19 protein-coding genes are annotated in these 23,914 nt (G+C 71.4%); 9 read left to right on the forward strand and 10 right to left on the reverse strand.

The window, feature by feature from the left end; translation table 11 throughout:
* Nucleotides 1-220 precede the first annotated feature (220 nt).
* Entirely contained in the window at nt 221-1,756 is a 1,536-nt protein-coding gene (locus AC0VXQ_RS00775) for an APC family permease (RefSeq protein ID WP_058731178.1), read from the forward strand.
* Between the two features lie 11 nt (nt 1,757-1,767).
* On the opposite strand, the gene AC0VXQ_RS00780 is transcribed toward AC0VXQ_RS00775, so the two are convergent.
* Nucleotides 1,768-2,475 (reverse strand): TetR/AcrR family transcriptional regulator, encoded by a 708-nt coding sequence (locus AC0VXQ_RS00780; protein WP_058731172.1) that lies wholly within the window; start codon nt 2,473-2,475, stop codon nt 1,768-1,770.
* Between the two features lie 117 nt (nt 2,476-2,592).
* Here AC0VXQ_RS00780 and AC0VXQ_RS00785 point away from each other — a divergent pair, with 117 nt between their 5' ends.
* The 4 genes from AC0VXQ_RS00785 to AC0VXQ_RS00800 all read left to right on the forward strand — a co-directional run bounded on the left by AC0VXQ_RS00785 (nt 2,593) and on the right by AC0VXQ_RS00800 (nt 7,936).
* A complete protein-coding gene (locus tag AC0VXQ_RS00785; RefSeq protein ID WP_061225840.1) occupies nt 2,593-4,038 on the forward strand; it encodes a flavin monoamine oxidase family protein in 1,446 nt (481 codons plus the stop codon).
* Nucleotides 4,035-4,934, forward strand: a complete 900-nt coding sequence (locus AC0VXQ_RS00790) for a universal stress protein (protein ID WP_058731174.1) — start codon at nt 4,035-4,037, stop codon at nt 4,932-4,934. The genes AC0VXQ_RS00785 and AC0VXQ_RS00790 overlap by 4 nt, the downstream gene beginning before the upstream one ends.
* Nucleotides 4,935-5,009: 75 nt before the next feature.
* The gene (gene gabT / locus AC0VXQ_RS00795; RefSeq protein ID WP_064725540.1) at nt 5,010-6,353 is read left to right on the forward strand and encodes a 4-aminobutyrate--2-oxoglutarate transaminase; all 1,344 of its coding nucleotides are present in this window, start codon (nt 5,010-5,012) and stop codon (nt 6,351-6,353) included.
* Nucleotides 6,354-6,427: 74 nt separating this feature from the next.
* Nucleotides 6,428-7,936 carry an amino acid permease gene (locus tag AC0VXQ_RS00800; protein WP_232238553.1) on the forward strand — a complete coding sequence of 503 codons (1,509 nt, stop codon included), beginning with the start codon at nt 6,428-6,430 and terminating at the stop codon, nt 7,934-7,936.
* 21 nt (nt 7,937-7,957) lie between these two features.
* Here AC0VXQ_RS00800 and AC0VXQ_RS00805 read toward each other — a convergent pair whose 3' ends face one another.
* From AC0VXQ_RS00805 to AC0VXQ_RS00825, 5 genes are all read right to left on the reverse strand, one after another.
* The gene (locus tag AC0VXQ_RS00805; protein WP_064725539.1) at nt 7,958-9,139 is read right to left on the reverse strand and encodes an ABC transporter permease; all 1,182 of its coding nucleotides are present in this window, start codon (nt 9,137-9,139) and stop codon (nt 7,958-7,960) included.
* A gap of 177 nt (nt 9,140-9,316) precedes the next feature.
* A complete protein-coding gene (locus tag AC0VXQ_RS00810) occupies nt 9,317-9,949 on the reverse strand; it encodes an arsenic metallochaperone ArsD family protein (RefSeq protein WP_058753880.1) in 633 nt (210 codons plus the stop codon).
* A gap of 15 nt (nt 9,950-9,964) precedes the next feature.
* Nucleotides 9,965-10,840 carry a glyoxalase III HchA gene (gene hchA / locus AC0VXQ_RS00815; RefSeq protein ID WP_058730934.1) on the reverse strand — a complete coding sequence of 292 codons (876 nt, stop codon included), beginning with the start codon at nt 10,838-10,840 and terminating at the stop codon, nt 9,965-9,967.
* Between the two features lie 158 nt (nt 10,841-10,998).
* A complete protein-coding gene (locus tag AC0VXQ_RS00820) occupies nt 10,999-12,498 on the reverse strand; it encodes an alanine/glycine:cation symporter family protein (protein WP_058730935.1) in 1,500 nt (499 codons plus the stop codon).
* Nucleotides 12,499-12,675: 177 nt separating this feature from the next.
* Nucleotides 12,676-13,146, reverse strand: coding sequence for a MarR family winged helix-turn-helix transcriptional regulator (locus tag AC0VXQ_RS00825; protein WP_311197652.1), 471 nt, complete (start codon nt 13,144-13,146; stop codon nt 12,676-12,678).
* Between the two features lie 102 nt (nt 13,147-13,248).
* On the opposite strand from AC0VXQ_RS00825, the gene AC0VXQ_RS00830 reads away from it, so the two are divergent.
* Together AC0VXQ_RS00830 and AC0VXQ_RS00835 are read left to right on the forward strand one after the other, a co-directional pair.
* Nucleotides 13,249-13,488, forward strand: coding sequence for a hypothetical protein (locus AC0VXQ_RS00830; protein WP_196826361.1), 240 nt, complete (start codon nt 13,249-13,251; stop codon nt 13,486-13,488).
* Between the two features lie 153 nt (nt 13,489-13,641).
* Nucleotides 13,642-15,237 (forward strand): Na+/H+ antiporter, encoded by a 1,596-nt coding sequence (locus tag AC0VXQ_RS00835; protein WP_058730936.1) that lies wholly within the window; start codon nt 13,642-13,644, stop codon nt 15,235-15,237.
* A 63-nt stretch (nt 15,238-15,300) separates the two neighbouring features.
* On the opposite strand, the gene AC0VXQ_RS00840 is transcribed toward AC0VXQ_RS00835, so the two are convergent.
* From AC0VXQ_RS00840 to nhaA, 4 genes are all read right to left on the reverse strand, one after another.
* Nucleotides 15,301-16,014, reverse strand: a complete 714-nt coding sequence (locus AC0VXQ_RS00840; RefSeq protein ID WP_058730937.1) for a hypothetical protein — start codon at nt 16,012-16,014, stop codon at nt 15,301-15,303.
* Nucleotides 16,011-19,352, reverse strand: coding sequence for a bifunctional lysylphosphatidylglycerol synthetase/lysine--tRNA ligase LysX (lysX, locus tag AC0VXQ_RS00845; protein WP_358292098.1), 3,342 nt, complete (start codon nt 19,350-19,352; stop codon nt 16,011-16,013). The genes AC0VXQ_RS00840 and lysX overlap by 4 nt, the downstream gene beginning before the upstream one ends.
* An 83-nt stretch (nt 19,353-19,435) precedes the next feature.
* Nucleotides 19,436-20,608 carry an alpha/beta hydrolase gene (locus AC0VXQ_RS00850; RefSeq protein ID WP_058730938.1) on the reverse strand — a complete coding sequence of 391 codons (1,173 nt, stop codon included), beginning with the start codon at nt 20,606-20,608 and terminating at the stop codon, nt 19,436-19,438.
* Between the two features lie 215 nt (nt 20,609-20,823).
* The gene (gene nhaA / locus AC0VXQ_RS00855) at nt 20,824-22,077 is read right to left on the reverse strand and encodes a Na+/H+ antiporter NhaA (RefSeq protein ID WP_058743535.1); all 1,254 of its coding nucleotides are present in this window, start codon (nt 22,075-22,077) and stop codon (nt 20,824-20,826) included.
* A 271-nt stretch (nt 22,078-22,348) separates the two neighbouring features.
* On the opposite strand from nhaA, the gene AC0VXQ_RS00860 reads away from it, so the two are divergent.
* On the forward strand, nt 22,349-22,909 hold the full coding sequence (locus AC0VXQ_RS00860; RefSeq protein ID WP_058731611.1) for a MarR family winged helix-turn-helix transcriptional regulator: 561 nt from the start codon (nt 22,349-22,351) through the stop codon (nt 22,907-22,909).
* A 67-nt stretch (nt 22,910-22,976) separates the two neighbouring features.
* A complete protein-coding gene (locus tag AC0VXQ_RS00865) occupies nt 22,977-23,420 on the forward strand; it encodes a DoxX family protein (protein ID WP_100464980.1) in 444 nt (147 codons plus the stop codon).
* Nucleotides 23,421-23,914 lie beyond the last annotated feature (494 nt).

Below are 23,914 nucleotides of genomic sequence, written 5' to 3' on the forward strand. Positions count from 1 at the left end.
CGGGTTCACGGATCGACGCCGCCGGGGGTAGGGTGGCACCCAACAAAACGAAAGACGTTCGTTATCTGGTGGCCGCTGCCGGATTCCGCACCCTGATCGTCCGCGACCCTGACAAGGAGCGCCCGTGAGTTCACGACCCCGTCGCGAGGTCCCCATCCACACCTCCACCTCCCCGGCGGTCTCCCGGCGCCTCCGCTCGAGGAGGGAGGCCCCCGTCAGCATCCCGGGTGAAGGGACGGGCCGCGCCGGCGATGCCGAATCGCAGGTCTCGGGCAAGGGTCTCAGCGTCGGGAAGGTCGGACTGCTCGGGGCCGCCGTCGTCGGCATCTCCGTGATCGCTCCCGCCTACACCCTGGCCGGGGCGCTGGGGCCCACGGTCTCCGTCGTCGGGGTGCACCTTCCGGCGATCTTCCTGCTCGGCTTCGTGCCCATGCTGCTCGTGGCCGCGGGTTACCGGGAGCTGAACAGCGCGATGCCGGACTCCGGAACCACCTTCACCTGGGTGACCAAGGCCTTCGGGCCCCGGATCGGATGGATCGGCGGGTGGGGGCTGCTGGCCGCGACCGTGCTGGTGCTGTCCAATCTCGCGGGGATCGCCGTGGACTTCTTCTATCTGCTGCTCGGGCAGATCTTCCGCAGCGACGCCATCACCGGCCTCTCCGGCAACGTGGCCGTCAATGTCCTGACCTGCCTGGTGTTCATGGCCGTCACCTGCGCGATCTCCTACCGCGGCGTGGAGGAGACCCAGCGCTTCCAGTACGTGCTGGTCGGCTTCCAGCTGCTGATCCTCGTCGTCTTCGCCACTGCCGCCCTGGTGCACGTGGCCCACGGCACTGCCTTCGACGGGCACACCCCCTCCATCGAATGGTTCAACCCCTTCGGCGTCGGCTCCTTCTCCGCCTTCTCCGCGGGCATCTCCCTGTCGGTGTTCATCTACTGGGGCTGGGACACCGCGCTGACCCTGAACGAGGAGGCCAAGGATCCGCAGAAGACGCCGGGTCGGGCCGCGCTGCTGGGGATCAGCGTCGTCGTCATCCTCTACCTCCTGGTGGCCTGCGCGACCCTGGCCTACTCCGGCACCGGCGACGGCGCCCTCGGCCTGTCCAACCCGGAGATCCAGGAGAACGTGTTCGCTGCGCTGGCGACCCCGGTGCTCGGGCCGCTCGGGGTGCTGATGTCCCTCGGAGTGCTGATGTCCTCGATCGCCTCGCTGCAGTCCACCATGGTCTCCCCGGCGCGCACCATGCTGGCCATGGGGTTCTATGGCGCTCTGCCGCGGCGGTTCTCCCGCATCCACCCCCGCTTCCAGACCCCCAGCTACGCGACCGTCACCTCCACGGCCATCGCCGCCGGGTTCTACACCGTGATGCGCGTGGTCTCCGAGAACGTCCTGTGGGACACCATCTCCGCGCTGAGTCTCATGGTCTGCTTCTACTACGGCCTCACCGCTCTGGCCTGCGTCTGGTACTTCCGCCGCCAGGCCTTCCGCTCCGTCGGGGCGTTCCTGCGGATGCTCCTGGGGCCGCTGCTGGGCGGGGTGCTGCTGCTGATCTTCTTCGTGCGCACCACCGCGGACTCCTTCGACCCGGCCAACGGCTCCGGATCCGAGCTGTTCGGGGTGGGCCTGGTGTTCATCCTCGGCGCGGGGATCCTGCTGATCGGGGTGGTGACCATGCTGGTGCTGTCTCGGACGATGCCGGCCTTCTTTCGCGGGGAGATCGAGGTCGCCCCGGGCGCGGTGGACCGCCCCGAGTGACCCGCGCCGCCTCAGCCGAGGATGCGAGTCAGGCGCCGTTCCAGGCCGGTGAGGATGCCGTCCAACCCGATCTCGAAGGCCTCCGCGGCGGCCTCGGCCCCACCACCGGTCTGCGCAACCGTGCCCTGCAGGCGCGCCATGGTGGGGAAGCGCTCGCCGAGCGCGCCGGGGTCGAAGATGTCCTGGGGCGCGGCCGCGTCCAGGGCGCTGCCGAGCAGGAAGGCCTCCAGGGTCTCCACCACGCGCAGCGCCAGCCGCTCCGGCCATCCCGCGGCCAGGAAGCCGCGGCCGACCGTCTCGTACATCTGCAGGGTCTGGGGCGCCTCGGCCACCGGGGTCAGCGCCAGGGTCGCGATCACGGCCGGCTGGGCGGCGAAGGCCCGGACATAGGAGCGGGCCCACTCCTCCGCGGCGCGGCGCCAGGCGGCGGCGCGCTGGGCGGGAGACAGGAGCGCGGGGGCGGAGTCGGCCAGGTCGGCCAGACCCGAGCAGTCGATGCCGCGGGCGACGTCGTCGGAGATGCGCGCGAGCACCTCATCCTTGGACCCCACGTGGTTGTACAGGGAGGAGGGCGCGACGCCGAGCCGGCGCGCCAGCATGGTCATGGTGAAGCCCTCGCCCACGGTCTCCAGCAGCTCCCGTGCGGTGGCCACGATCCGGGCGGGGTCCAGGACGGTGCGGGTGGGGCGGCCGCGACGGCGCGGGGGCTTCTGGGTCACGGCCTCGACCTTACCGCCGTCGCCGTGCCGGACCGGGGTGACGCGGGGCGCATCCGCAGGCTACACTGAAAAACGAACAGCATTCGTTTATAGGCCGCGTCGCGAAAGGTCCCCGTCATGACGTCCAGCACCCCCACCGCCCATCCGGACTGGCCCACCCGCGAGGTCGACGTCGTCGTCATCGGCGCCGGTCCCTCCGGCCTGAACGCCGCCCGGGACCTGAAGAGCGCCGGGAAGAGCGTGGCCGTGCTCGAGGCGCGCCAGCGCGTGGGGGGCCGCACCTGGTCCAAGGAGGTGGACGGGCACTTCCTGGAGATCGGCGGCCAGTGGATCTCCCCGGATCAGACCGCCCTCCTGGAGCTCGTGCGGGAGCTGGGCCTGCGGACCTACTCCCGCTACCGCGACGGCGAGTCCGTCTACCGAGCCCCGGACGGCACCGTCACCCGCTACACCGGCGAGATGTTCCCCGCGTCGGAGCAGACCCAGGCGGAGATGGCCCGGCTCATCGGAATCCTGGATGACCTCGCCGCGCAGATCGGGCCGCACGAGCCCTGGGCCCATCCCCTGGCCCGCGAGCTGGACACCATCAGCTTCCACCACTGGCTGCGCGAGCAGTCCGCGGATGAGGAGGCCTGCCAGAACATCGGCCTGTTCATCGCCGGGGGGATGCTCACCAAACCCGCGCACGCCTTCTCCGCGCTGCAGGCCGTGCTCATGGCCGCCTCCGCCGGCTCCTTCTCGAACCTCGTGGATGAGGACTTCATCCTCGATGAGCGCGTGCTGGGCGGCATGCAGTCCGTGTCCACCACCATCGCCGAGCAGCTCGGGGAGGATGTGATCCTGGAGCACCCCGTGCGCGTGCTGCGCTGGCAGGAGGAGGGCACCCACCCCGTCCTGGTGGAGGCGGAGCACTTCACCGAGGACGGCGAGGCCGACGGCGGCGGGGTGCTCGTGCGGGCCCGTCGCGCCGTCGTCGCCGTGCCGCCGAACCTCTACGAGCGCATCTCCTTCGTCCCGGCGCTGCCGCGGCGCCAGCAGCAGATGCACCAGCACCAGTCCCTCGGCCTGGTGATCAAGGTCCACGCCGTGTACGAGACCCCGTTCTGGCGGGACAAGGGCCTGTCCGGCACCGCCTTCGCCGCGGACCACCTGGTGCAGGAGGTCTACGACAACACCCACTGGGATCCCGCCACCGGGCAGGAGCACGCCCGGGGCACCCTGGTCGGCTTCGTCTCCGACGAGAAGGCGGACGCCATGTTCGAGCTCACCGCGGAGCAGCGCCAGGCCGCGATCCTCGATGCCATCGCCGAGCTGCTCGGCGAGGAGGCCAAGCACCCGGTGGTCTACTACGAGTCCGACTGGGGCGCGGAGGAATGGACCCGCGGGGCCTACGCCGCCAGCTACGACCTCGGCGGACTGCACCGCTACGGAGCGGACCAGAACGCCCCCGTGGGCCCGATCCACTGGTCCTGCTCGGACATCGCCGCGGAGGGCTACCAGCACGTGGACGGCGCGGTGCGCATGGGCCGGAAGACCGCCCGAGAGATCCTCGAGCAGCTGTGAGGTACGTCGTCGGGTACACCCCGAATGCGCGGGGACGCGATGCCCTGAACCTCGCCGTGGCGATGGCCCGCTCCCTGGACGTGGGCCTGGACATCGCCTACGTGGTGAAGGTCGAGGAGACCTTCTCCCGCGCGCTGAAGGGCGGCGGGAACTACACCCAGATGGTCGAGGCGCAGGCCAAGCGCTGGCTGACCGAGGCCGCCCAGCTCATCCCGGACGACGTCGACGCCTCCTTCCACCTGCACCGTGCGGCCAGCTCCGCCACCGGTCTGCTGGAGCTGGCCGAGATCCGCGGCGCCGGGGCCGTCCTGGTCGGCGGAGCCAAGGTCAGCACCTGGCGCCGCCACGGCATCGGTTCCGTCTCCAACGCCCTGCTGCACCGGGCCACCCTCCCGGTGATCCTGGCCCCGCGTGAGGCGGATCCGCAGGAGCGCCTGACCCGGATCGACTGCGCGGTCAGTCCGGAGGAGGACGGCATGGGGCTGGTCGCCGAAGCCGTGGCGACCATGAACCGCACGGGTCTGCCGCTGCGGCTGGTCACCCTGGTGGACGAGACCAAGGAGACCAGCCGCGGGGCGCGGGCCACCGTGGAGGACATGCTGCGCCGCAGCCCGGTGCAGCCAGAGGATGCGGATCTGCTGAGCGTGGAGGTGGGGGTGGGCCGGTCCATCCCGGAGGCCGTGGACTCGGTGCACTGGGGGACCGGCTCCCTGCTGCTGGCCGGATCCTCCAAGCTCGCGGAGGCGGGGCGGCTGTTCCTCTCCTCCACCACCTCGAAGATCCTCACGGCCCTGCCCATCCCCCTCGTGGTGGTCCCCCGGGATTATCAGCCCGGCCGCAACGGCTCCACCGCCCTGCCCTGGACGGGCGCCCTGCCCGCCATCCGGCGCGACTAGAATCACACCCGGGGGCGGCGCTGCCGCCACCCGCCCACCGACCCCTCGGACCTCCGAGAGAAAGAAGTGCGTTCCTTGTCTGAGATCACCTACCGCCTGCCGCAGGAGATCCGCCTGACCGGGGAGTTCCCCGGGCCCAAGTCCCGGGAGCTCACCGAGCGCCGCGCCCGGGTGGTGCCCGCCGGTGTGGCCTCCTCCACCCCGGTGTACGCGGCCGACGCCGACGGCGGCGTCGTCGTGGACGTGGACGGCAACTCCCTGGTGGACCTGGGCTCCGGCATCGCCGTGACCTCGGTGGGCGCCTCCGCCCCGGCCGTGGTGGACGGGGTGCGCGAGGCCGCATCGCACTTCACCCACACCTGCTTCATGGTCACCCCCTACGAGGGGTACGTGGCCGTCGCGGAGCAGCTGAACGAGCTGACCCCCGGGGACCACCCCAAGCGCACCGTGCTGTTCAACTCCGGTGCCGAGGCCGTGGAGAACGCGGTGAAGATCGCGCGGGCCGCGACCTCCCGCAACGCCGTCGTCGTCTTCGACCACGCCTACCACGGGCGCACCAACCTCACGATGGCCCTGACCGCGAAGGCCGCCCCGTACAAGGCCGGCTTCGGGCCCTTCGCCCCGGAGATCTACCGGGTGCCGATGAGCTACCCGTACCGGGAGGCCGCCCCGATCGGCGGGAAGGAGGCCGCGGAGCGGGCCATCCAGCAGATCGAGAAGCAGATCGGCGCGGAGAACGTGGCCGCGGTGCTGATCGAGCCGATCCAGGGCGAGGGCGGGTTCATCGTCCCCGCGGATGGCTTCCTGCCGCGCCTGTCCGAGTGGACCCGGGACAACGGCGTCGTGTTCATCGCCGACGAGGTGCAGGCGGGGTTCTGCCGCACGGGGAAGTGGTTCGCCGTGGATCACGAGGGCGTGGTCCCGGACCTGGTGACCACGGCCAAGGGCATCGCCGGCGGGATGCCGCTGTCCGCGGTGACCGGGCGGGCCGAGCTGTTCGACGCCGTGAAGCCCGGCGGGCTCGGCGGCACCTACGGCGGCAACCCCGTCTCCTGCGCCGCGGCCCTGGGCGCGATCCAGACCATGCGGGACTGGGACCTCGGCGCCCGCGCCCAGGCCATCGAGGCGCAGGTGCGCTCCGTCCTTGAGCCGCTGGTGGAGGAGCTGGACATCGTCGGCGAGTTCCGCGGGCGCGGGGCCATGCTCGCGCTGGAGCTGGTCTCCGACTCCGCCTCCAAGACCCCGCACCCCACGGCCGCCAAGGAGATCGCGTCCTACTGCATGGACCGCGGGGTGATCGTGCTGACCGCCGGCACCTACGGCAACGTGATCCGGCTGCTGCCGCCGCTGGTGATCGGGGAGGAGCTGCTGGGCCGGGCCCTGGAGATCCTGGCCGACGCCATCCGCGCGGCGGCCTGATCGGCGTTCCCGTTCCGTAACAGGACAGGAGGAAGCTGGGAGGATCACCTCCCGCCGACCTGAGGAGCACCGCTATGGCCGATTCGCCGCGCACCAATCCCTACGACGATCCGGTCTCCCCGCAGACCTCGATGGGCTCCACGGTCCACCGCCCGCGCGGCTCCCGGCGCGCCCCCGGCGGGCAGGCCCCCGGCGACGGCGCCCCCGAGAGCGGCGCCCCTTCGGCCCCGCGCAAGCTGCGCTCACGCCACGTCACCATGATCACCCTGGGCGGGATCATCGGGGCGAGCCTGTTCGTGGGCTCCGGCAACGTCATCCGCTCCGTGGGTCCCGCCGCCGTGCTGTCCTACCTGCTCGGCGGGCTGCTGGTGTTCCTGGCGATGCGGATGCTGGGGGAGATGGCCGCGGCCCGCCCGGCCATCGGCTCCTTCATGGAGTACGCCCGGGTGGGGCTGGGCGACTGGGCCGCGTACCTGGTGGGCTGGCTGTACTGGTACTTCTGGGTCGGGGTGCTGGCCTACGAGTCCGTGCTCGGCGGGGAGACGCTGCACGGCTGGTTCCCCGTGCTGCCCGCCTGGGCGGGGTCCTTCCTGCTGCTGGCGCTGTTCGTCGGCACCAACATGATCTCGGTGCGCACCTTCGGGGAGGTGGAGTTCTGGCTGGCCAGCATCAAGGTCATCGCGATCGTCGTGTTCCTGGTGGCCGGGCTGCTCTTCGCCCTCGGGCTGTGGCCGGACACCTCGATGAGCGTGTCCAACCTGTGGGCCCACGGCGGCTTCGCCCCGCACGGGTACAGCGTGGCCCTGACCGGGGTGGCGCTGGTGATCTTCTCCTACTTCGGCACGGAGATCGCCGTGATGGCCGCCGCGGAGTCCGAGGACCCGGCCAAGGGGGTCCGGCAGGCCACCTCCACGGTGATCTGGCGGATCCTGCTGTTCTTCGTCGGCGCCGTCCTGGTGATCACCATGGTCATCCCGTGGGACGAGCTGCCCGCGCCCACCGACGTCGCCCACGCGCCGTTCACCCTGGTCTTCGCCCGGCTGGGCCTGCCCGGGGCCGACGTCGTGATGCAGCTGATCATCTTCACCGCGGTGCTCTCGGTGCTCAACTCGGGGCTGTACTCCGCCTCCCGGATGTTCGCGGCCCTGGCCCAGCAGGGCTTCGCCCCGCGGATCGTCGCCCGCCGCTCCCGCACCGGGGTGCCCGTGTTCGCGCTGCTGGCCTCGACCATCGGCGGGGTCATCGCCACGATCGTGAACTTCGCGGCCCCGGACTCCGGTGTCTTCGACTTCATCATGAACTCCGCGGGTCTGGTGGCGCTGTTCGTGTACGTGTTCATCGCGTTGACCCAGATGAACCTGCGCCGCCGGATGACGCCGCAGGAGCGGGACGGGCTGCAGCTGAAGGTGTGGTTCCATCCGTGGCTGAACATCCTGCTGATCGGCGGCGTCGCCTTCGTCCTGATCGTGATGCTGTTCAGTCCGGACGGACGCACCCAGGTGTGGACCAGCCTGATCGCCACGGGTGTGCTGGTGGCCTGCTGGCCGCTGGTGCGCCGTTCGCTCACCCGCCGTCGGGCCTGATGAGGCGGGCGAGGCGGGTGCTCAGGCGGCGATGCCCTCCTCGTCCTCATCCACCGGGATCTCCTCGTCCACCACGCGGGTGCGGTGGATGGAGAACCAGTGGGTCAGGCCCATCAGCCCTCCGACCACCACGAGCCACAGCCCCAGGCGCAGGATGTCCCACCAGAAGGGCTGGCCGGGGAAGTACACGAGGGTCTGCACCGCGCGCAGCCAGGCCGCGCCGTTCCAGAAGGTGCTCAGCCCCTGGAAGAAGGCCGGGGCGGTGTGGGCGCTGAAGATCCCCGTGGAGCTGGTGAAGTTCAGCATCACGAAGCACATCACCAGGAACGGCGTGGTCCAGCGGTGCAGGATCGGGTGCAGGGCCACCCCGAGCAGGGAGATGGTGCTCACGTACAGCCAGGACAGCATCAGCACACCCCAGCGGTGCCCGGGGATGGCCTGCATGATGTCCGCGACGACGATGGTCACCAGCGCCGCGATCACGAAGGACACGGCCACGCTGATCAGCAGGCGCCCGAGGTAGCTGACCTTGGCGGTGGCCGCCGCGATCGCGACGGCGGAGGAGTACCCGCCCACGCTCAGGGCCACGAGCATGAAGAAGATGCTCTGCCCGCTGGTGTCCTGCCCGCTGGTGGGCACCACGTCCACGGTCTGCAGGGGCAGGTGCTGCCGGAAGGCGATCGGCCCGAGGACCTGCTGGGCCACCTCCTTGTCCGAGGCGGAGGCGGCGGTGGCCACGTAGAGGGCGGCCTGGTCCTCCCCGGGGGCGTAGGCGGCGACGACGTCGCGATCCCGGACCAGCTGCTGGGCCTGATCGGCGGTGCCCACGGTGCGTACCTGCAGGTCCCCGTCCGCGGCGTCGTTCAGGGACTGGGCGAAGGCCGCGGTCTGCTCGCCCTGCCCGACCACCGCGACGGGCAGGTGGTGGGGGCTGGGGGCGTGGAAGGCGCCGAGGTAGGCCAGGGCCATGCCGGTGCCCAGGAACAGCGGGGTGATCAGGTGCGTCAGGAGGGTCCTCCAGAACTCCCCGGAGCGGAAGGGCCCGCGGATCCGCCGGCGGGAGCGGCCATGGGCGGCCGCGGAGCCGGTGCGTCGGGCGGAGGCGGGGGAGGAGCCGGGGGTCTGGGGGGAGCGCTCCGGCAGGGGCCGGGGTGCCGGGCTCTGGGGTGCGGCGGGGGCGTGCAGGTCGGTGGCTGCGGACATGCGGGTGCTTTCGACGGTGCGAGCGGGACGAAAATACATCGTGCCACTATATAAATGGTCGAGCAACCCCCTCGCCCCCTCCTCCGCACAACTGGAGATGCCTCTCATCTCGGGACGCCACGCGTCCCGTGATGAGAGGCATCTCCAGTTCTGCGGTGAGGAGGGAGGGTAGGGGGGTCAGTGGGACCCGCAGCCGCAGGAGCCGCCGCAGCAGCCTCCGCCCTGCTGGGCGTCCGCCTCCGCATCCGCCTCCGGGAGACCATCCCCGACGTCCCCGCCCATGAGGTTGCGTCGGTTCCCGATGTCGGGTCCGCCCCGCGGGGTCTCCCGCACCCCGGCCAGGGTCGCGGCGAATCCCGCGGGTCCCTGGGTGCCGGCGGCACCCGCACCACCCGCGGCGATCCCGGCGCCGGCGATCCGCGCCCCGGCTGCGGGGCCGCCCGCCCCGGGCATCCCGACGGCGCCCCCGCCGGGTCCGCAGGCGGCGCCCGTAGAGGAGAAGCGGGGGTCCTTGCGCTTCGGGACCCGGGCGCGGGCGAAGCGGCGCATCTGCTCGGCGGTCGGATACGTCCAGGAGGCCACGATCTGCGGGCCCAGCAGCGTGATCGGCAGGACCTGCTCGCCGGAGGCCGCGACCATGTCCGCCACGTGCTCGCACTCCTGGAAAGCCCAGTCGTGCGTGCCGCGGCTGTACACCGTGATCGGCAGCCCCTCCTCCAGCAGCTCCTCCGCGGTGTCCAGGAACGCCTCCCGCTCGGCGTCCTCGGGCCCGCCATCCGGGATGAACACCTCTACCTCGGTCAGATCCATGCTCGTCTCCACATCTCAGTCCCGCGCGGCGGCCTCGTCGAGGAGCACATCCGCGGCCAGCTTGCCCAGGGCGTGGGAGGCCAGCGGCGAGTCCCCGGTCAGCAGGTTGCGGTCCCGGTGCACGGCGCCGGTCATGTCCTCGTTGAGCACCTTCAGCCCCTGCTTGCCCAGCTCCTCGGCCACCAGCCAGCGCAGGTGTCCCGGCAGGTAGCCGATCTCCACGTTGGGGCCCTCATCCAGGGCATCCGGGAACACGGTGATCTCGTACCCGGCGAAGCGGGACTCCTCCCGCCCCAGCCCCGAGGCCAGCAGCGCGGCGGGCCCGTGGCACAGGGTGATCAGGGTGCGCTGGCGGTCCTGCACGAAGTCCAGGACCTGCTGCACCAGCTCGGACTCGGGCAGGTCGTTGACCGCGCCGTGCCCGCCGGGGATGAACACACCCAGGTAGTCCGAGTCCTCGCCGAGCTCGCTCTCCACGAGGTCGGAGAGCTTGCGCGGGTTCTTCAGCTGCTGCTTGAACCGCTCGAAGGTGTCCTTCACGGCCTCGTCCTCGGCGGGCATGGCCCACAGCTCCAGCTTCACCGGGGCGCCGGTGATGGTCGCGATCTCCACCTCGAAGCCGGCGTCGGCGAGGTGCTTGAGCGGCAGCAGCATCTCCACGGGGTGGTTGCCGGTGGAGAAGAACTTCCCCTCCTCGGTCATCAGGTACCGCTCCTCGGTGCCGATCATCAGCACCTTCCAGCGGCCCCCGGTGTACTCGCCCTCGTGTTCGACGCCGTCGAAGTCGGTCTTCGGCGGGACGTACTGGGACAGGGAGTAGGGGGAGGGGAAGAAGGCGTCGTCCTCGGCCGGGTCGGCCAGCGGGGCGCGATCCTGGTTCTGCTCGCTCATGGGAGCCTCCTGACGCTCGTCGTGTGATTTGCACCCAGGTCAACCCCCGCTCCGTCGCCGGTATTCCCCCAGGAGACGACGCCCGCCCCCGGAGACGACGCCGCCCGGCGCCCCACGAGTCGGGGGGGCCGGGCGGCGTCGATGAAGGGGAGAGGGCCTCACCCGCGGCGGGCGCGGGCCCGCTTCGCGGCGTCCTGGTCGATCCAGAACTGGCGGGTGGTCACCTCGTCCTCCCCGTCCCAGACCTCCAGGTTCTTCAGCCACGGCTCATCCGATGCCCGGAAGATCGGCTCCTGGCCGCTGCGCCGCTGCCGCTCGTAGTTGCGCAGCACCCGCGCGGCCACCCCGGACAGCGCGCAGATCGCGATGAGGTTCAGCAGCGCCATGACGGCCATGAACACATCCGCCAGGGACCACACCAGGTCCAGGGCCACCACGGTCCCGGTGAACACGCACACCAGCACCAGGAGGCGGAAGACCTGCAGGACCCACCGCTTCTCGGTGAGGAACTCGATGTTGGACTCGCCGTAGTAGTAGTTGCCGATCACCGAGGAGTACGCGAACAGGAAGATCGCCACGGTCAGGAAGTGCACGGCCCATCCGCCCAGCTGCGCGGCCAGGGCGTTCTGGGTCAGGGAGGCGCCCTCCGCGGAGTCCCCGAAGGCGGGTTCGGACAGCAGAACGATGAACGCGGTGATGGAGCAGACCACCAGGGTGTCGAAGTACACGCCGAGGGATTGCACCAAGCCCTGCTTGGCCGGGTGGGACACGGCCGCCGTCGCCCCGGCGTTCGGCGCCGAGCCCATGCCGGCCTCGTTGGAGAACAGCCCGCGGCGCACCCCCTGCATGATCACGCCGATCACGCCGCCGGTCACGAACTCCCGGATCCCGAAGGCCCCCTCGATGATCTGGGCGATCACGTGAGGGACCTCCCCGAGGTTCATGACCACCACGATCAGCCCCAGCAGGATGTACAGGATCGCCATGACGGGCACGAGGATCTGGGTGACCGCGGAGATGGAGCGGACCCCGCCGAAGATGATCAGCGCGGTGATCGCGGTCAGGATGATCCCGAGGATGACCTTCAGGGCGGTGGAGGAGGCGAACTCCGGGGCCACCCCGTTCAGGGATTCGGACACGGCGTCGGCGATGGAGTTGGACTGGACCATGTTGAACACGAAGCCGTAGGTCACGCAGATGATCACCGCGAACAGCACGCCCATCCACCGGGCGTTCAGCCCGCGCGTCATGTAGTACGCCGGCCCGCCGATGTAGGAGTCCTTCCCGTGGTGCTTGTACAGCTGCGCGAGCAGCGACTCCACGAAGGCGCTCGCGGCGCCGATCGTGGCGATCAGCCACATCCAGAACACCGCGCCGGGCCCGCCCACGGTGATGGCGATGGCGACGCCGGCGATGTTGGCGGTGCCCACCCGGGAGGCGGCGGAGATGGTGAAGGCGCGGAAGGAGGAGATCTGCTTGCGTCCGTCCGCGCGGGTGCCGCTGGGCTCCCCGATGACGCGGAACATCTCGCCGATGCTGCGCACCTGCACCGCGCGGGTGCGGGCGGTGAGGAACAGTCCGGCGGCGATGAGCACGGCGAACATCACGTACCAGATGTACTCGCCGACGGTCGCGACGACGCTCTGCAGGGAGTCCATGGCGGGCCCCTTTCGAAAGGTGCGGTGGGTGTGCGGCGCCGACCGCGGAGCCGCAGGGGGCTCCACCGGGTGCGATGCCGCGGGGGTGGCCCCGGACCGGCGCGCGCATGAGGTATGGGCAACAGGGTACCGGCTCCCGGTCCGTTGGGTGACCCTCGGGGGTCGGCCTCCGGCGCCTCAGGTCTCCTCGTCGGGAGCCCGACGGGCCGCGGCGATCAGCCGGGTCATGCTGCGGTGCAGCTGCCGGACGTCTGCCAGGGACAGGTCCAGCCGGCGCATCATCCGCTCCGGGATCTCCTCGGCCTGCTCGCGCAGCTTCCGTCCCGCGTCGGTGAGGCCCAGCAGCACGGAGCGCTCGTCCTCCGGGTCCCGCTGCCGGTGCACGTAGCCGATCTGCTCCAGGCGGCGCACCAGCGGGGAGAGGGTGCCCGGATCCATCCCCAGCATCCCCGCCAGCGTCTTCTGGTTCATCCGCTCGTGCTCCCACAGGGCCAGCATCACCAGGTACTGCGGGTGGGTGAGGTTCAGCGGCGCCAGCACGGGGCGGTAGGCGGCGATGACGCTGCGGGAGGCCAGGGCCAGGGCGAAGCAGACCTGGCTCTCCAGGGCGAGCGGATCCCCCGGCGTCATCTCCTGCTCGCTGTCCACGGCGCTCCTCCCGCTCTTCCGGTCGCGGCACCCATGTTAGACCAGCGCACCCCGCACCAATGATTGGGGCACCAATGATTGGTGTACCCTGGGTGGGAATCGATGCGCGAGGGCATCGAGACGCGAGACGAGGAGGACCTCATGGACAAGCCCACCGGCAACGACTCCTTCGGCTGGGGATTCCGGCTGGGCAACCGCATCCTCTGGCTGCTGCTGCACGTGGTGGGCCCGGCCCAGGGCAGCTCCAGCAGCGACCCCCAGCTGCGCACCCAGCGCGAGTATGAGCGCCGCCGGGAGCTGCACCGGCGGTGGAAGGAGACCCGCGAGGCCGGCGGGAGCTGAAGCGGACCGAGCGAGCCCTGAGGGGAAGGCCGGAGCGGAAGGCCGCGTCCGAGCCCCGAGGCTGCTCCCACCCGCACGGGCGATCCTTCCTCTAGAGTCATAGCGTCCCGCGCGCCAGGCGCGGGCTCGCACACCGATCGTGGGGAGGCCGCCGTGCTGGGAGTGGAGATCGTCATCGCCTTGGGAGTGGCGATCCTGCTGGGGCAGATGACGGCCACGCGCGTGCGCCTGGCCCCACCCATCGTGCTCATGGTGTTCGGGGTGGCCATGAACCTCATCCCATCGCTGCGCCAGGTGGGGCTGCCCGCGGAGATCGTGCTGGTGGTGTTCCTGCCGATCCTGCTGTACTGGGACTCCCTGAACACCTCGGTGCGCGAGATCCGACGGGTCCTGCGGGGGGTGATCCTCAACGGGACCCTGCTCGTGGTGTTCACCGCCGCCGCGGTCGCGCTCGTCGCTCGCGCCTGCGGACTCAGCTGGGGCACCGCCTGGCTGATCGGCGCCGCGGTGGCCCCGACGGACGCCACCGCCGTGTCCGTGCTGGGTCGCGGCCTGTCCCGCCGGGCCACCACCGTGCTCAAGGCCGAATCGCTGATCAACGACGGCACCGCCCTGGTGGTCTTCGCCCTGGCCGTGGAGGTGGCCAGCGGGGAGGGTCACATCACCTGGGGTCACGCCAGCGGGATGTTCGCCGTCTCCTTCCTCGGCGGAACCGCGATCGGACTGGCCGTGGGCTGGCTGATCGGGCAGGTGGCCCGGCGCATGACGGTGCCCGTGTACATCAACGTGCTCATGCTGCTGACCCCGTTCCTCGCCTACCTCGCGGCCGAAGCTGTGGAGGCCTCCGGGGTGCTCGCCGTCGTGGTGTGCGGGCTCTACTTCTCCCAGATCGCCCCGCGACACTTCTCCGCCCGGTCCCGCCAGATCGCCAATCCGTTCTGGTCGATGATCACCTTTCTCATCAACGGCGCCCTGTTCGTGCTCGTCGGCGCGCAGCTGCCCTCCGCGGTGGGCGGCCTGCGCTCGGATGGGCTGTGGCATGCGCTGGGGGTGATCCTCGCCGTGTACGCGACCACCGTGGCGGCTCGCTTCGTCTTCCTGCACGTGTCCATCGGGCTGATCCGGCTGCTGGACCGCCGCCCCATCCAGCGGACCATGCGCACCACCTTCCCGGAGCGGGTGGTCAACGTGCTGGCGGGGTTCCGCGGGGCCGTGTCTCTGGCGGTGGGTCTGTCCGTGCCCCTGACCCTCGCCGACGGCTCCGCCTTCCCCTCTCGGGATCTGATCGTGCTGGTGGTGGCCGGCGTCGTCGTGCTGTCCCTGGTGGTGCAGGGGGTGGTGTTCCCGGTGGCGGTGCGCTGGGCCGTGCGGGACCAGCCGGAGGACGACGACGCCGGGGGCGCGACCGAGCGGGCCTGGATCCGCACGCACCGGGAGCTGCTCGCGGTGCTGCCGGAGCTGGCCCGTCAGAATGGGATCTCCGATGAGGTGCTCGGGGAGTTCCAGCGTCGTTACGAGCAGATCCGCCGCCCATGGGAGGAATCCGCGGGGGACCCGGAGGCGCGGGAGGTGCTGGAGGAACGGCGCCGGCAGCAGCGGCGCATGCAGCTGGGCGTGCTGCGGCACAAACGGGCCGCGATGGTGCGCCAGCGCGACGAGGGCCTGCTGGATGACGAGGCCCTGTCCGAGATCATGCAGCGCCTGGACATGGAGGAGCTGCGCCTGACCGGCCCCGCCGAGATCGAGTAGGGGCCGACGGGGCCGGTGGGAGCGGGCCGCCCGGACGGGAGTGGGCCGGGCCGGCGTCGTCGGCTACAGCACCCCGCGGGGGTCGATGAGGAAGCGACCCAGGGCGAAGTACTCCGCGGCGTCGGAGATCAGCACCAGACCCAGCAGCCCGACCCCCAGGGGCAGGAGCACGTTGAGCACCGGGCGGAAGCGCTCCCACCAGCCGCCCACCGTGCGGGCGACGGCGCGGTGCCGGTTGGCCAGCACCGCCAGGCACAGCACGAACAGCGGCGCCTGGGAGACCACCGCCCAGATGATCTGCCCCGCGATCACGGCCCACAGCGGCTGATCCCCGGACAGCCCCACGGCCACGATGAACGGGGGGTCCGTGGTCACGATCGCCACGAAGCCCACGGCCACCGCCAGCAGCCCCCAGGAGCTGCGGTTGCGCTCCGGGCGCGGTGGGCGGTTCCGGCGCCGCCACGCCCAGCCAGCCCAGCCCAGGGCCACCAGGCCCAGGAGCAGCTCGACGCCGGCGGCCCCCGCCCCGGCGCGCAGCCAGTGCCCCCACGGGATGTCCGCCAGGGACCTCCCGAACACCAGGGACAGCGCGATCCCCCAGGCGATGGTCCCGCCGATGAGCACCGCGCCGAAGCCGAACACGGACCGGCGCACGGCCCGGGCGGCGTCGGGGGTTGTGCGGGCGGCCATGAACACCGCGGCGATCAGCAGGGGCCCCGGATCGAAGCCGCCCAGGGCCAGGCCCGCGCAGGCGGCGAGGTACGCCGGGATGCTCATGCCGAGCTGACGGACTCGGCGCCGGCGGTGCGCCCGGCGGGGCGGGCCCCGGGGGCCGGGCGCACGAACGGGAAGGCCAGCACCCCGCGGATCGGGGCGTCGGTGAGCATCATGATCAGCCGGTCGATGCCGATGCCCAGCCCGCCCGTGGGCGGCAGGCCCGTCTCCAGGGCGGCCAGGAAGTCCTCGTCGATCTGCATCGCCTCCGGATCCCCGGTGGCGGCCTTCAGGGACTGCTCGGTCAGGCGGCGCCGCTGCTCCAGGGCGTCGGCCATCTCCGAGTAGGCCGTGCCCATCTCGGTGCCGTTGATCACCAGGTCCCACCGCTCGGCCAGCCCGGGGATGCTGCGGTGCGGGCCGGCCAGCGGGGAGGTCTCCACGGGGAAGTCCCGGTAGAAGGTCGGGCGCACGGTCCTGGCCTCCACCAGCTCCCCGTACAGCTCCTCGATCACCGCGCCCGGGCCCATGTCGTCCCGGACGTGGATCTCGTGCTCGGCGGCCAGGCGCATCAGCACCTCGAAGTCCGTGTCCAGGTCGATGCGCCGGCCCACGGCCTCGGAGACCGCATCCAGCACGTTGACCACGGGCCACTGGCCGGAGACGTCGGTGAGCACGGCCGGGGTGCTCGGATCCTTGGGGTGCTCCCCGTGGCGCAGCGGCAGCTGCTCGGCGTCGAACACCGCGCGCGCGGCGCTCTTGATGATCCGCTCGGTCAGCAGGCGCATCGCGTCGTAGTCGGCGTAGGGCTGGTAGGCCTCCAGCACCGTGAACTCGGGGTTGTGGGTGGCATCCGCCCCCTCGTTGCGGAAGTCCCGGCCCAGCTCGTACACCGGGCCCATGTCCCCGACCACCAGGCGCTTCAGGTACAGCTCCGGGGCGATGCGCAGGGTCAGATCCACCCCGTAGGCGTTGATGAAGGTCTTGAAGGGTCGGGCGGAGGCGCCGCCGTGCACGGTGTTGAGCATCGGCGTCTCCACCTCCAGGAAGCCGTCCGCATCCAGGGTGCGTCGGATCGCCCGGATGGTCTGCGCTCGCACGCGCAGGCGCCGGGACTCCTCCGGGTTGACGATCAGGTCCACCGAGCGGCGGCGCAGCCGGGCCTCCGGGTCCGTGAAGGAGCCGAAGGGGATGGGATGCAGGCACTTGGACAGGATCCGCCAGGACTCGGCCAGCAGGGACGGGGTGCCGGTGCGGGAGGCGCCCAGCCTGCCGCGGATCAGCACGTGGTCCCCGGTGTCCGCCCAGCGCACCCGGCGCAGGGACTCCTCGCCGAGCACTGCGCGCTCCAGCATCGCCTGGATCGTGTGCCCGTGCTCGGTCAGCTCCAGGAACGCCACCCCGCCGTGGCGGCGGATGGACCGGATCCGCCCGACGACGGCGGCCGTGGTCCCCGCCGGCTCCTGCGCGAGCATCCGGGCCAGCGCGGACACGCTCACGCCCTGACCGTCGCCCTTCGGGTAGGGCTCCAACCCGGCCGCGCGCATCTGCTCCAGGTGCGCGATGCGGTGGCGAGTCTGGTCGCTCCACTCCGGGGTGAGGTCATCGGCGCCCACGCGCTGACGCTCCAGCTCCCGCAGGGCGGCGAGGTTCTCCGGGGACAGCCCGGGGTGCGCGGGGGTCTTGGGCAGCAGCCACTGCGGCAGGAAGCCCTCCGCAACCCCGGAGGCCAGGGCCACGTTGACGGCGGACAGCTTGGAGTCCAGGCACAGGTAGCGCGGGACCCATTCGGGGTGGAAGCGCTGGTTGAACTGGTACAGCCGCTCCAGCTGCAGGAACCGGTCCAGCACCCCCAGCACGGAGGAGTTGAAGCGGGTCCAGGCGCTGGCGCCGAACTCGTGGGAGCGGGCGAAGGTCTCCCGGAACATCGCGAAGTTCAGGGACACGCGGGTGATGCCCAGCTCAGGGCACTGCCCGAGCAGGGTCGCGATCATGAACTCGGTGGTGCCGTTGGGGGAGTCCGGGGAGCGGCGCATCACGTCCAGGGAGATCCCGGAGGCCCCCCAGGGGACGAAGGAGAGCAGGCCGACGGCGGCGCCGTCGGCGGTGTGCGCGGTGACCAGCAGGCAGCGGGCATCGGCGGGGTCCCCGAGGCGGCTCAGCGCCATGGAGAAGCCCCGCTCGGTGTCCCCGTGGCGCCAGGAGTCCGTGTGCTCGATGACGGCCTGCAGCTCCTCGGGGCTGAGCTCCCCGTGGCGGCGGATGCGCAGGGTCATCCCGGCCTTCTGCAGGCGGGCGACGGTGTGGCGCATCTCCGTCATGGAGGTGTTGTTCAGGGAGAACCGCTCCGGGTGGATGATCGCCTCGTCACCCAGGGGGATCACGGACATGCCGGTGCGAACATATGCGGGGGCGCCGGCCTTGGAGGCGCTGATCACGGCGGGGATCCACCCGTAGGTCCGAGCCTCCCTCTTCCACTCGCGGATCGCATCGTCCCAGGAGGCCGGATCCCCGATGGGGTCCCCGGCGGCCAGGGACACGGAGCGGATCACCCGGTAGGCGACGGCCGCGCGCCCGTCCGGGGAGAAGATCACGGACTTCTCCCGCCGGGTGGCGAAGTAGGAGAGGGAGTCCTGCCCGCCGTACTCGTGCAGCAGCCGGCGCAGGTGCATCTCCCGCTCCTCGGTCCAGGAGTGCACGGGCTTCCCGGAGCGCAGGAACACCCAGATCGCCGCGATCGCGACGACGCCGTAGATGGTGGTGATGGTCTGGACCTGCCAGCGCTGCACGTGCGGCAGGCTGTGGATGATCCACCCGGTGTTCACCCCGAGGGCCCGCAGCATCAGGGTGCCGAAGTGCGTCCAGGAGCTCACCGGCAGCACCAGCCAGGAGGCCACCAGGGCGAGGAGGAAGCCGCCGCCGAGCACGGCCAGGGCCAGGCCGTAGGAGGAGCGCAGCGTTCGGGCGGGGAAGGCCCGCCGGGCCCGCACCAGGAGCACGGTGAGCACCACGCCGATGACCACGCTGATCGCGTTCGCCCCGATGGCCACCCACAGCCCGGAGGGCGGCTCCTCCTCGAGGGTCCAGGGCAGGGGCAGGGAGATCGTGGAGACCAGGGCCAGAGCGGCGCCGGCGACCTGGAAGAACAGGGCCGCCCACAGCCCGGCCCGCTTGCGCCGCATCAGCGCCCAGAAGACCACGATCGAGGCGACCGTGGCGATCAGGCTGCGCTCCACCGGCAGGTTCAGCACGTACGCGGCGAACTCGATGAAGCTGAAGCCGCCGCGCAGCGGGGTGCCGATCAGCAGGGCGATGTTGACGATGACGGCCCCGGCATACAGCCAGGTCAGGCAGCGGGCCGTGCGCTCCCCGGGGGCGGGCTTCGCGGTGCGGGTCTTCATGGCGGTGCGCCTCCTCGGTGGCGGGTGCGGTTCGGCGGCGGTGAGCGGTGCGGCGGTGCGGTGGGTGAGCGGGGGCGTTCGGCTCAGGTGGCAGTGGGGGCGAAGTACGGGCTGGTCCGGCCCAGCCACTGCAGCCCCTGCTCCATCCCGGGCAGCCACACATCCAGCCGGTGCCCGCCCACGGGCACGGTGTTCACGGACAGGGAGGTGGGTGCGCGCACGGAGCGGCGGAAGGCCTCGGCGGCCGGCCAGGAGAGGGTGTCGTCGGTGGAGGAGTAGTAGTACAGCGCGACGTCGGGGGCCTCGTCGCGGGCGATGCGGGCCAGGTCGTACTTGGGGTCCCGGGCCTCGGTCCACTGCTGCGCGCCGGTGTAGATGGGGCTGAAGTACCCGGACTGGATCATGGCGGTGCCGAACAGGTCCGGGTGGCGCAGGGTGAGCATGGCCGAGCACCAGCCGCCGGCGCTGTAGCCCTCGGTGGACCAGGCGCGGGGGTCGTCGATGGTGCGCAGGTTCTGGCGCAGCCACGGCACCACGTCACGGGTCACGTAGCTCTCCGCCTTGGGGGTGCCCATCCCGTGCACGGGGCGGTCCCCGTCCACGCACTCGCTGTCGTAGCTGCCGGGGGAGACGTTGGGGACCACGAAGATCGCCTCGCGCATGCTGCGGTTCTGCGCGGCGTCGGCGATCATCTGCCCGTAGTCCACGGATTTCGAGTAGGTCGCGGGGGAGCCGGGGAAGCCGGTGAAGCCCAGGATCACGGGGTAGAAGCGGTCCGGGTGGCTGAGGTAGGAGGCGGGCAGCCAGATCATGAGGTCGTTGGCCTGCCCGGTGACGGGGCCCTTGAAGTGGAAGGTGAGGTACTGCCCGTCCTCGGCGTCGCGGTCCAGCAGGTGCCCGAACTGCGGGTTGTCCTCCGGGTGGGACTGCAGCTCGGTGGGGGTCTGGCGCACGGTCGCGGGGGTGGTCACGGCCGCAGGTACCGCGCCGTAGTGGGTGGTGGTGGCCGCGGGGGCGGGACCCGCGGTGAGCTCATCCCAGCTGGTGTACCAGTTGTTGTCCCGGTTCAGCAGCGCCGCGACGCTGGCCAGGGCGAGTGCGGCCACCAGCACCAGGCTCACGGCCTGCACGAGGTAGCGCAGCCAGCCGGTCCGGCGCATCCGCGGCGGCAGGAACACGGCGAGGAGGAAGACGACGACGGTCACCGCCAGCAGCGTGCCGATGAAGCCCAACCCGGTGATCTCGAAGGCCTTCACCCGTATCCTCTCCCCGTGGTGCGAGGGCCGGCGGAACGCGCGCGGCCCGAGGGGCAGGATACGAGAGATTCATGGGAATTTCCCGCACGAGACGCCCCCTCAACCTCTATCTCCGCCCGCCCCTTCCGCGCCGAATCATCGATTCCGACGGATTTTCGGCCGGATTCTCGTCGGAATCGATGATTCGGCGGGGGGGGTCAGGCGAGGAGGGTCAGTCAGGCGCGGGCGCGGCTGCGGGGGCCGAGGACGGCGGCGCCGGCCAGGGCGGCCACCGCGGAGCCGGTGAGGATGCCGATCTTCGCGGCGTCGTTCAGGGCCGAGCCGGGCTCGAAGCCCAGCTCCGCGATCAGCAGGGAGACGGTGAAGCCGATGCCGGCCAGCAGGGACACCCCCACCACGTCCAGCCAGCGCAGGGACGGGTCCAGGCGGGTGCCGGGCAGGCGGGTCACCAGCCAGGTGGCTCCGGTGATGCCCACGGCCTTGCCGAGCACCAGCCCCAGCACCACGCCCAGGCCCGCGGGGGAGGTGGCGGCCTCGGCGAAGCCGGACCATCCGCCCACCGCGACCCCGGCGGACAGGAACGCGAACACGGGCACGCACACCCCGGCGGACAGGGGGCGCAGGTGGTGCTCCATGGCCTCGGCGAGGCTGTGCCCGGCGTCGTCGGGGGTGCGCCGCCCGGGCAGCACCGGCACGCACAGGCCCAGCAGGACCCCGGCGATGGTCGCGTGGATCCCGGAGCCGACGAACAGCGCCCAGACGAGGAAGCCCAGGGGCAGCAGGAGCAGCCAGGTGGCCCCCACGCGGCGCAGGAACACGGCCTGCAACCGCTGGGCGAGCAGGGCGTAGGCCAGCAGCGGCAGCACGGCCAGGCCCAGGTAGAGCAGGTGCACCTGCTCCGTGTAGAACACGGCGATGATGGTGATGGCCAGGAGGTCATCCACCACGGCCAGGGTCAGCAGGAACAGCCGCAGCGCGGAGGGCAGGTTCCGCCCGATGACGGCGAGCACGGCCACCGCGAAGGCGATGTCCGTGGCGGTGGGCACGGCCCAGCCGCGGGCCGCCTCCGCGGGGGAGTCCGGCATCATCGCGGTGACGCCGAGGAAGATCAGGGCGGGCACGATGACCCCGCCGACCGCCGCGGCGACCGGCACGAGGGCCTTGCCCGGATCCCGCAGGTCCCCGTCGAGGATCTCTTTCTTCAGCTCCAGGCCCACGAGGAAGAAGAACACCGCCAGCAGGCCGTCCGAGGCCCAGTGCCCGAGGGACAGGTGCAGGGGCAGAGGCCCGAGGTCGACGTCGAGATGGTGATCCCGGACGCCGAAGTAGGTCGGGGCGAGGCCGGAGTTGGCCAGGATGAGCGCGGCCAGGGTGGCCAGCAGCAGGAGCGCCCCGCCCGCGGCCTCGCTGCGCAGGAGGGAGCCGAGGCGGGAGAGGAGGGCGGGCGGCGTCGGGGAGTCGGCGGTCATGGTGCTCGCTTTCGCGGTCGGCGTCCGCTGGGGACGGGTGAGACGAGGATGCGCGGGGTCGCCCTGCGCCGCAGGAGACGTCCGCGCATGCCGACCAGACTTCCCGGCACACCGACCAGCGAGCTTACCGAATCTCGGGGGCGCGGACCAGGGCCGACGGCGGGAGGGCGGGTCGTGCCCGGGGAGAGGCGTGCGGGACGGGGTCCGGGTGCTGGGGCATAATCGAGGGGCGCGCAGCAGCGGAGGATCACGAGCAGAGGGGAGCGGCGCTATGGCCACCGGCGTGGGTGAGGGCAGCGATCGGGAGCCCCGGTGGCTCAGCCCCGAGGAGCGCGACGCCTGGCTGTGCCTGTCCGCGATCATGTTCCAGCTTCCCGGTCAGCTGGAGAACCAGCTGCAACGGGACTCCGGCCTGGGCTTCGTGGAGTACATGGTCCTGGCGATGCTCTCCGAGGCTCCGGAGCAGCGGCTGTCCATGTCCGATCTGTCCGCGCAGACCTCCACCCGCCTGGCTCGGCTCTCCCGGGTGGTCAAGCGCCTGGAGGAGCAGGGCTTCGTGCGCCGCTCCACCTCCACCGTGGACCGTCGGGTGACCCTGTGCCACCTGCTGCCGGTCGGGCGCGAGGTCCTGGAGGCCGCGGCCCCCGGCCACGTCGAGCAGGTGCGCCGCTCGGTGTTCAACCACCTGACCCGCCGCCAGGTGACCCAGCTGGCCGGCATCGGCGAGGCACTGCTGGGCGGGAAGCCCTCCGCGGTGATCAACGCGCAGCTGGAGCGCGGGCAGCATCCGCGCCTGGGGGAGGCCTGCCCGGGGGGCGACGCCGAGAGGTGACGCCCCGACGTCGCCTTCTGTGACGAACCCCTAGCGGAAATTTCATTGATCGGTAAAGTAGCCGACTATGAGCTACCGCAACGAGACCTCGACTTTCCGCGCCTCCTTCGGGCTGCTCCTGCTGCGTGTGGTGCTCGGCATCGTCTTCCTGATGCACGGCTGGCAGAAGATCCACACGTGGACGGTGGACGGCACCGCCGCGAACTTCGCGCAGATGGGCGTGCCTGCCGCCGAGCTGTCCGCGGCCTTCGCCGCCTACCTGGAGTTCATCGGCGGCATCGCCCTGATCGTGGGGCTGCTCAGCCGCCTGGCCGGGCTGCTGCTGGGCCTGGAGATGCTCGGCGCGATCTACTTCGCCCACGCCTCCGCCGGGTTCTTCGCCAGCGACGGCGGCTACGAGTTCGTGCTGGTCCTGGCCCTGGGTGCGCTGGCGCTGGCCTTCACCGGGCCGGGCCGCCTGGCGATCTCCGGGGCCTTCGAAGGCCGTCCTGGGGCGAGCCTGCTGGCCTGAGCGGACCCTCCCCGGCGGGGCAGCGAATCCGCCGCATCCGACCGCCGCTTCCGTCCGCCGCGCAGGGCGGCACCCTGATCCTCGCATCGGGGTGCCGCCCTGCGGTGCGTCTGGGGTCAGAACGGTCCGCCGTCATCGGCGTCATCGACGCTGCGCTCCCGACATCGGATATCGAGCATCGGGCGGCGGCGCGGTGCACACCGGTGGAGAAGGTTATCCACAGGTGTGTACAACATTGTGAACAACTCGAAGACGTCTGCGAGTGCCGATGCGCGCATGTCTTCCGCGCCCGCCGCGCCCCGCCCGCTGCGGGCCCTCGGCCCCGGCAAGGGTGTTCGAACGGTGACCCACCTCGCACGAAACACACCGCTGTCATTTCACAGCGCCTGTGGATGGGACGGTGGAGAATCGGATACCCGCACCCTCGCGTCCGCGGTGCGCGCCCGGTGCGGGCCCGGTGCTCGGCCGGCGGGGTTCTCCGGGTCTCTCTGGGG

The sequence above is a fragment of the Rothia sp. QJM3NY_36 genome, from assembly GCF_056173115.1.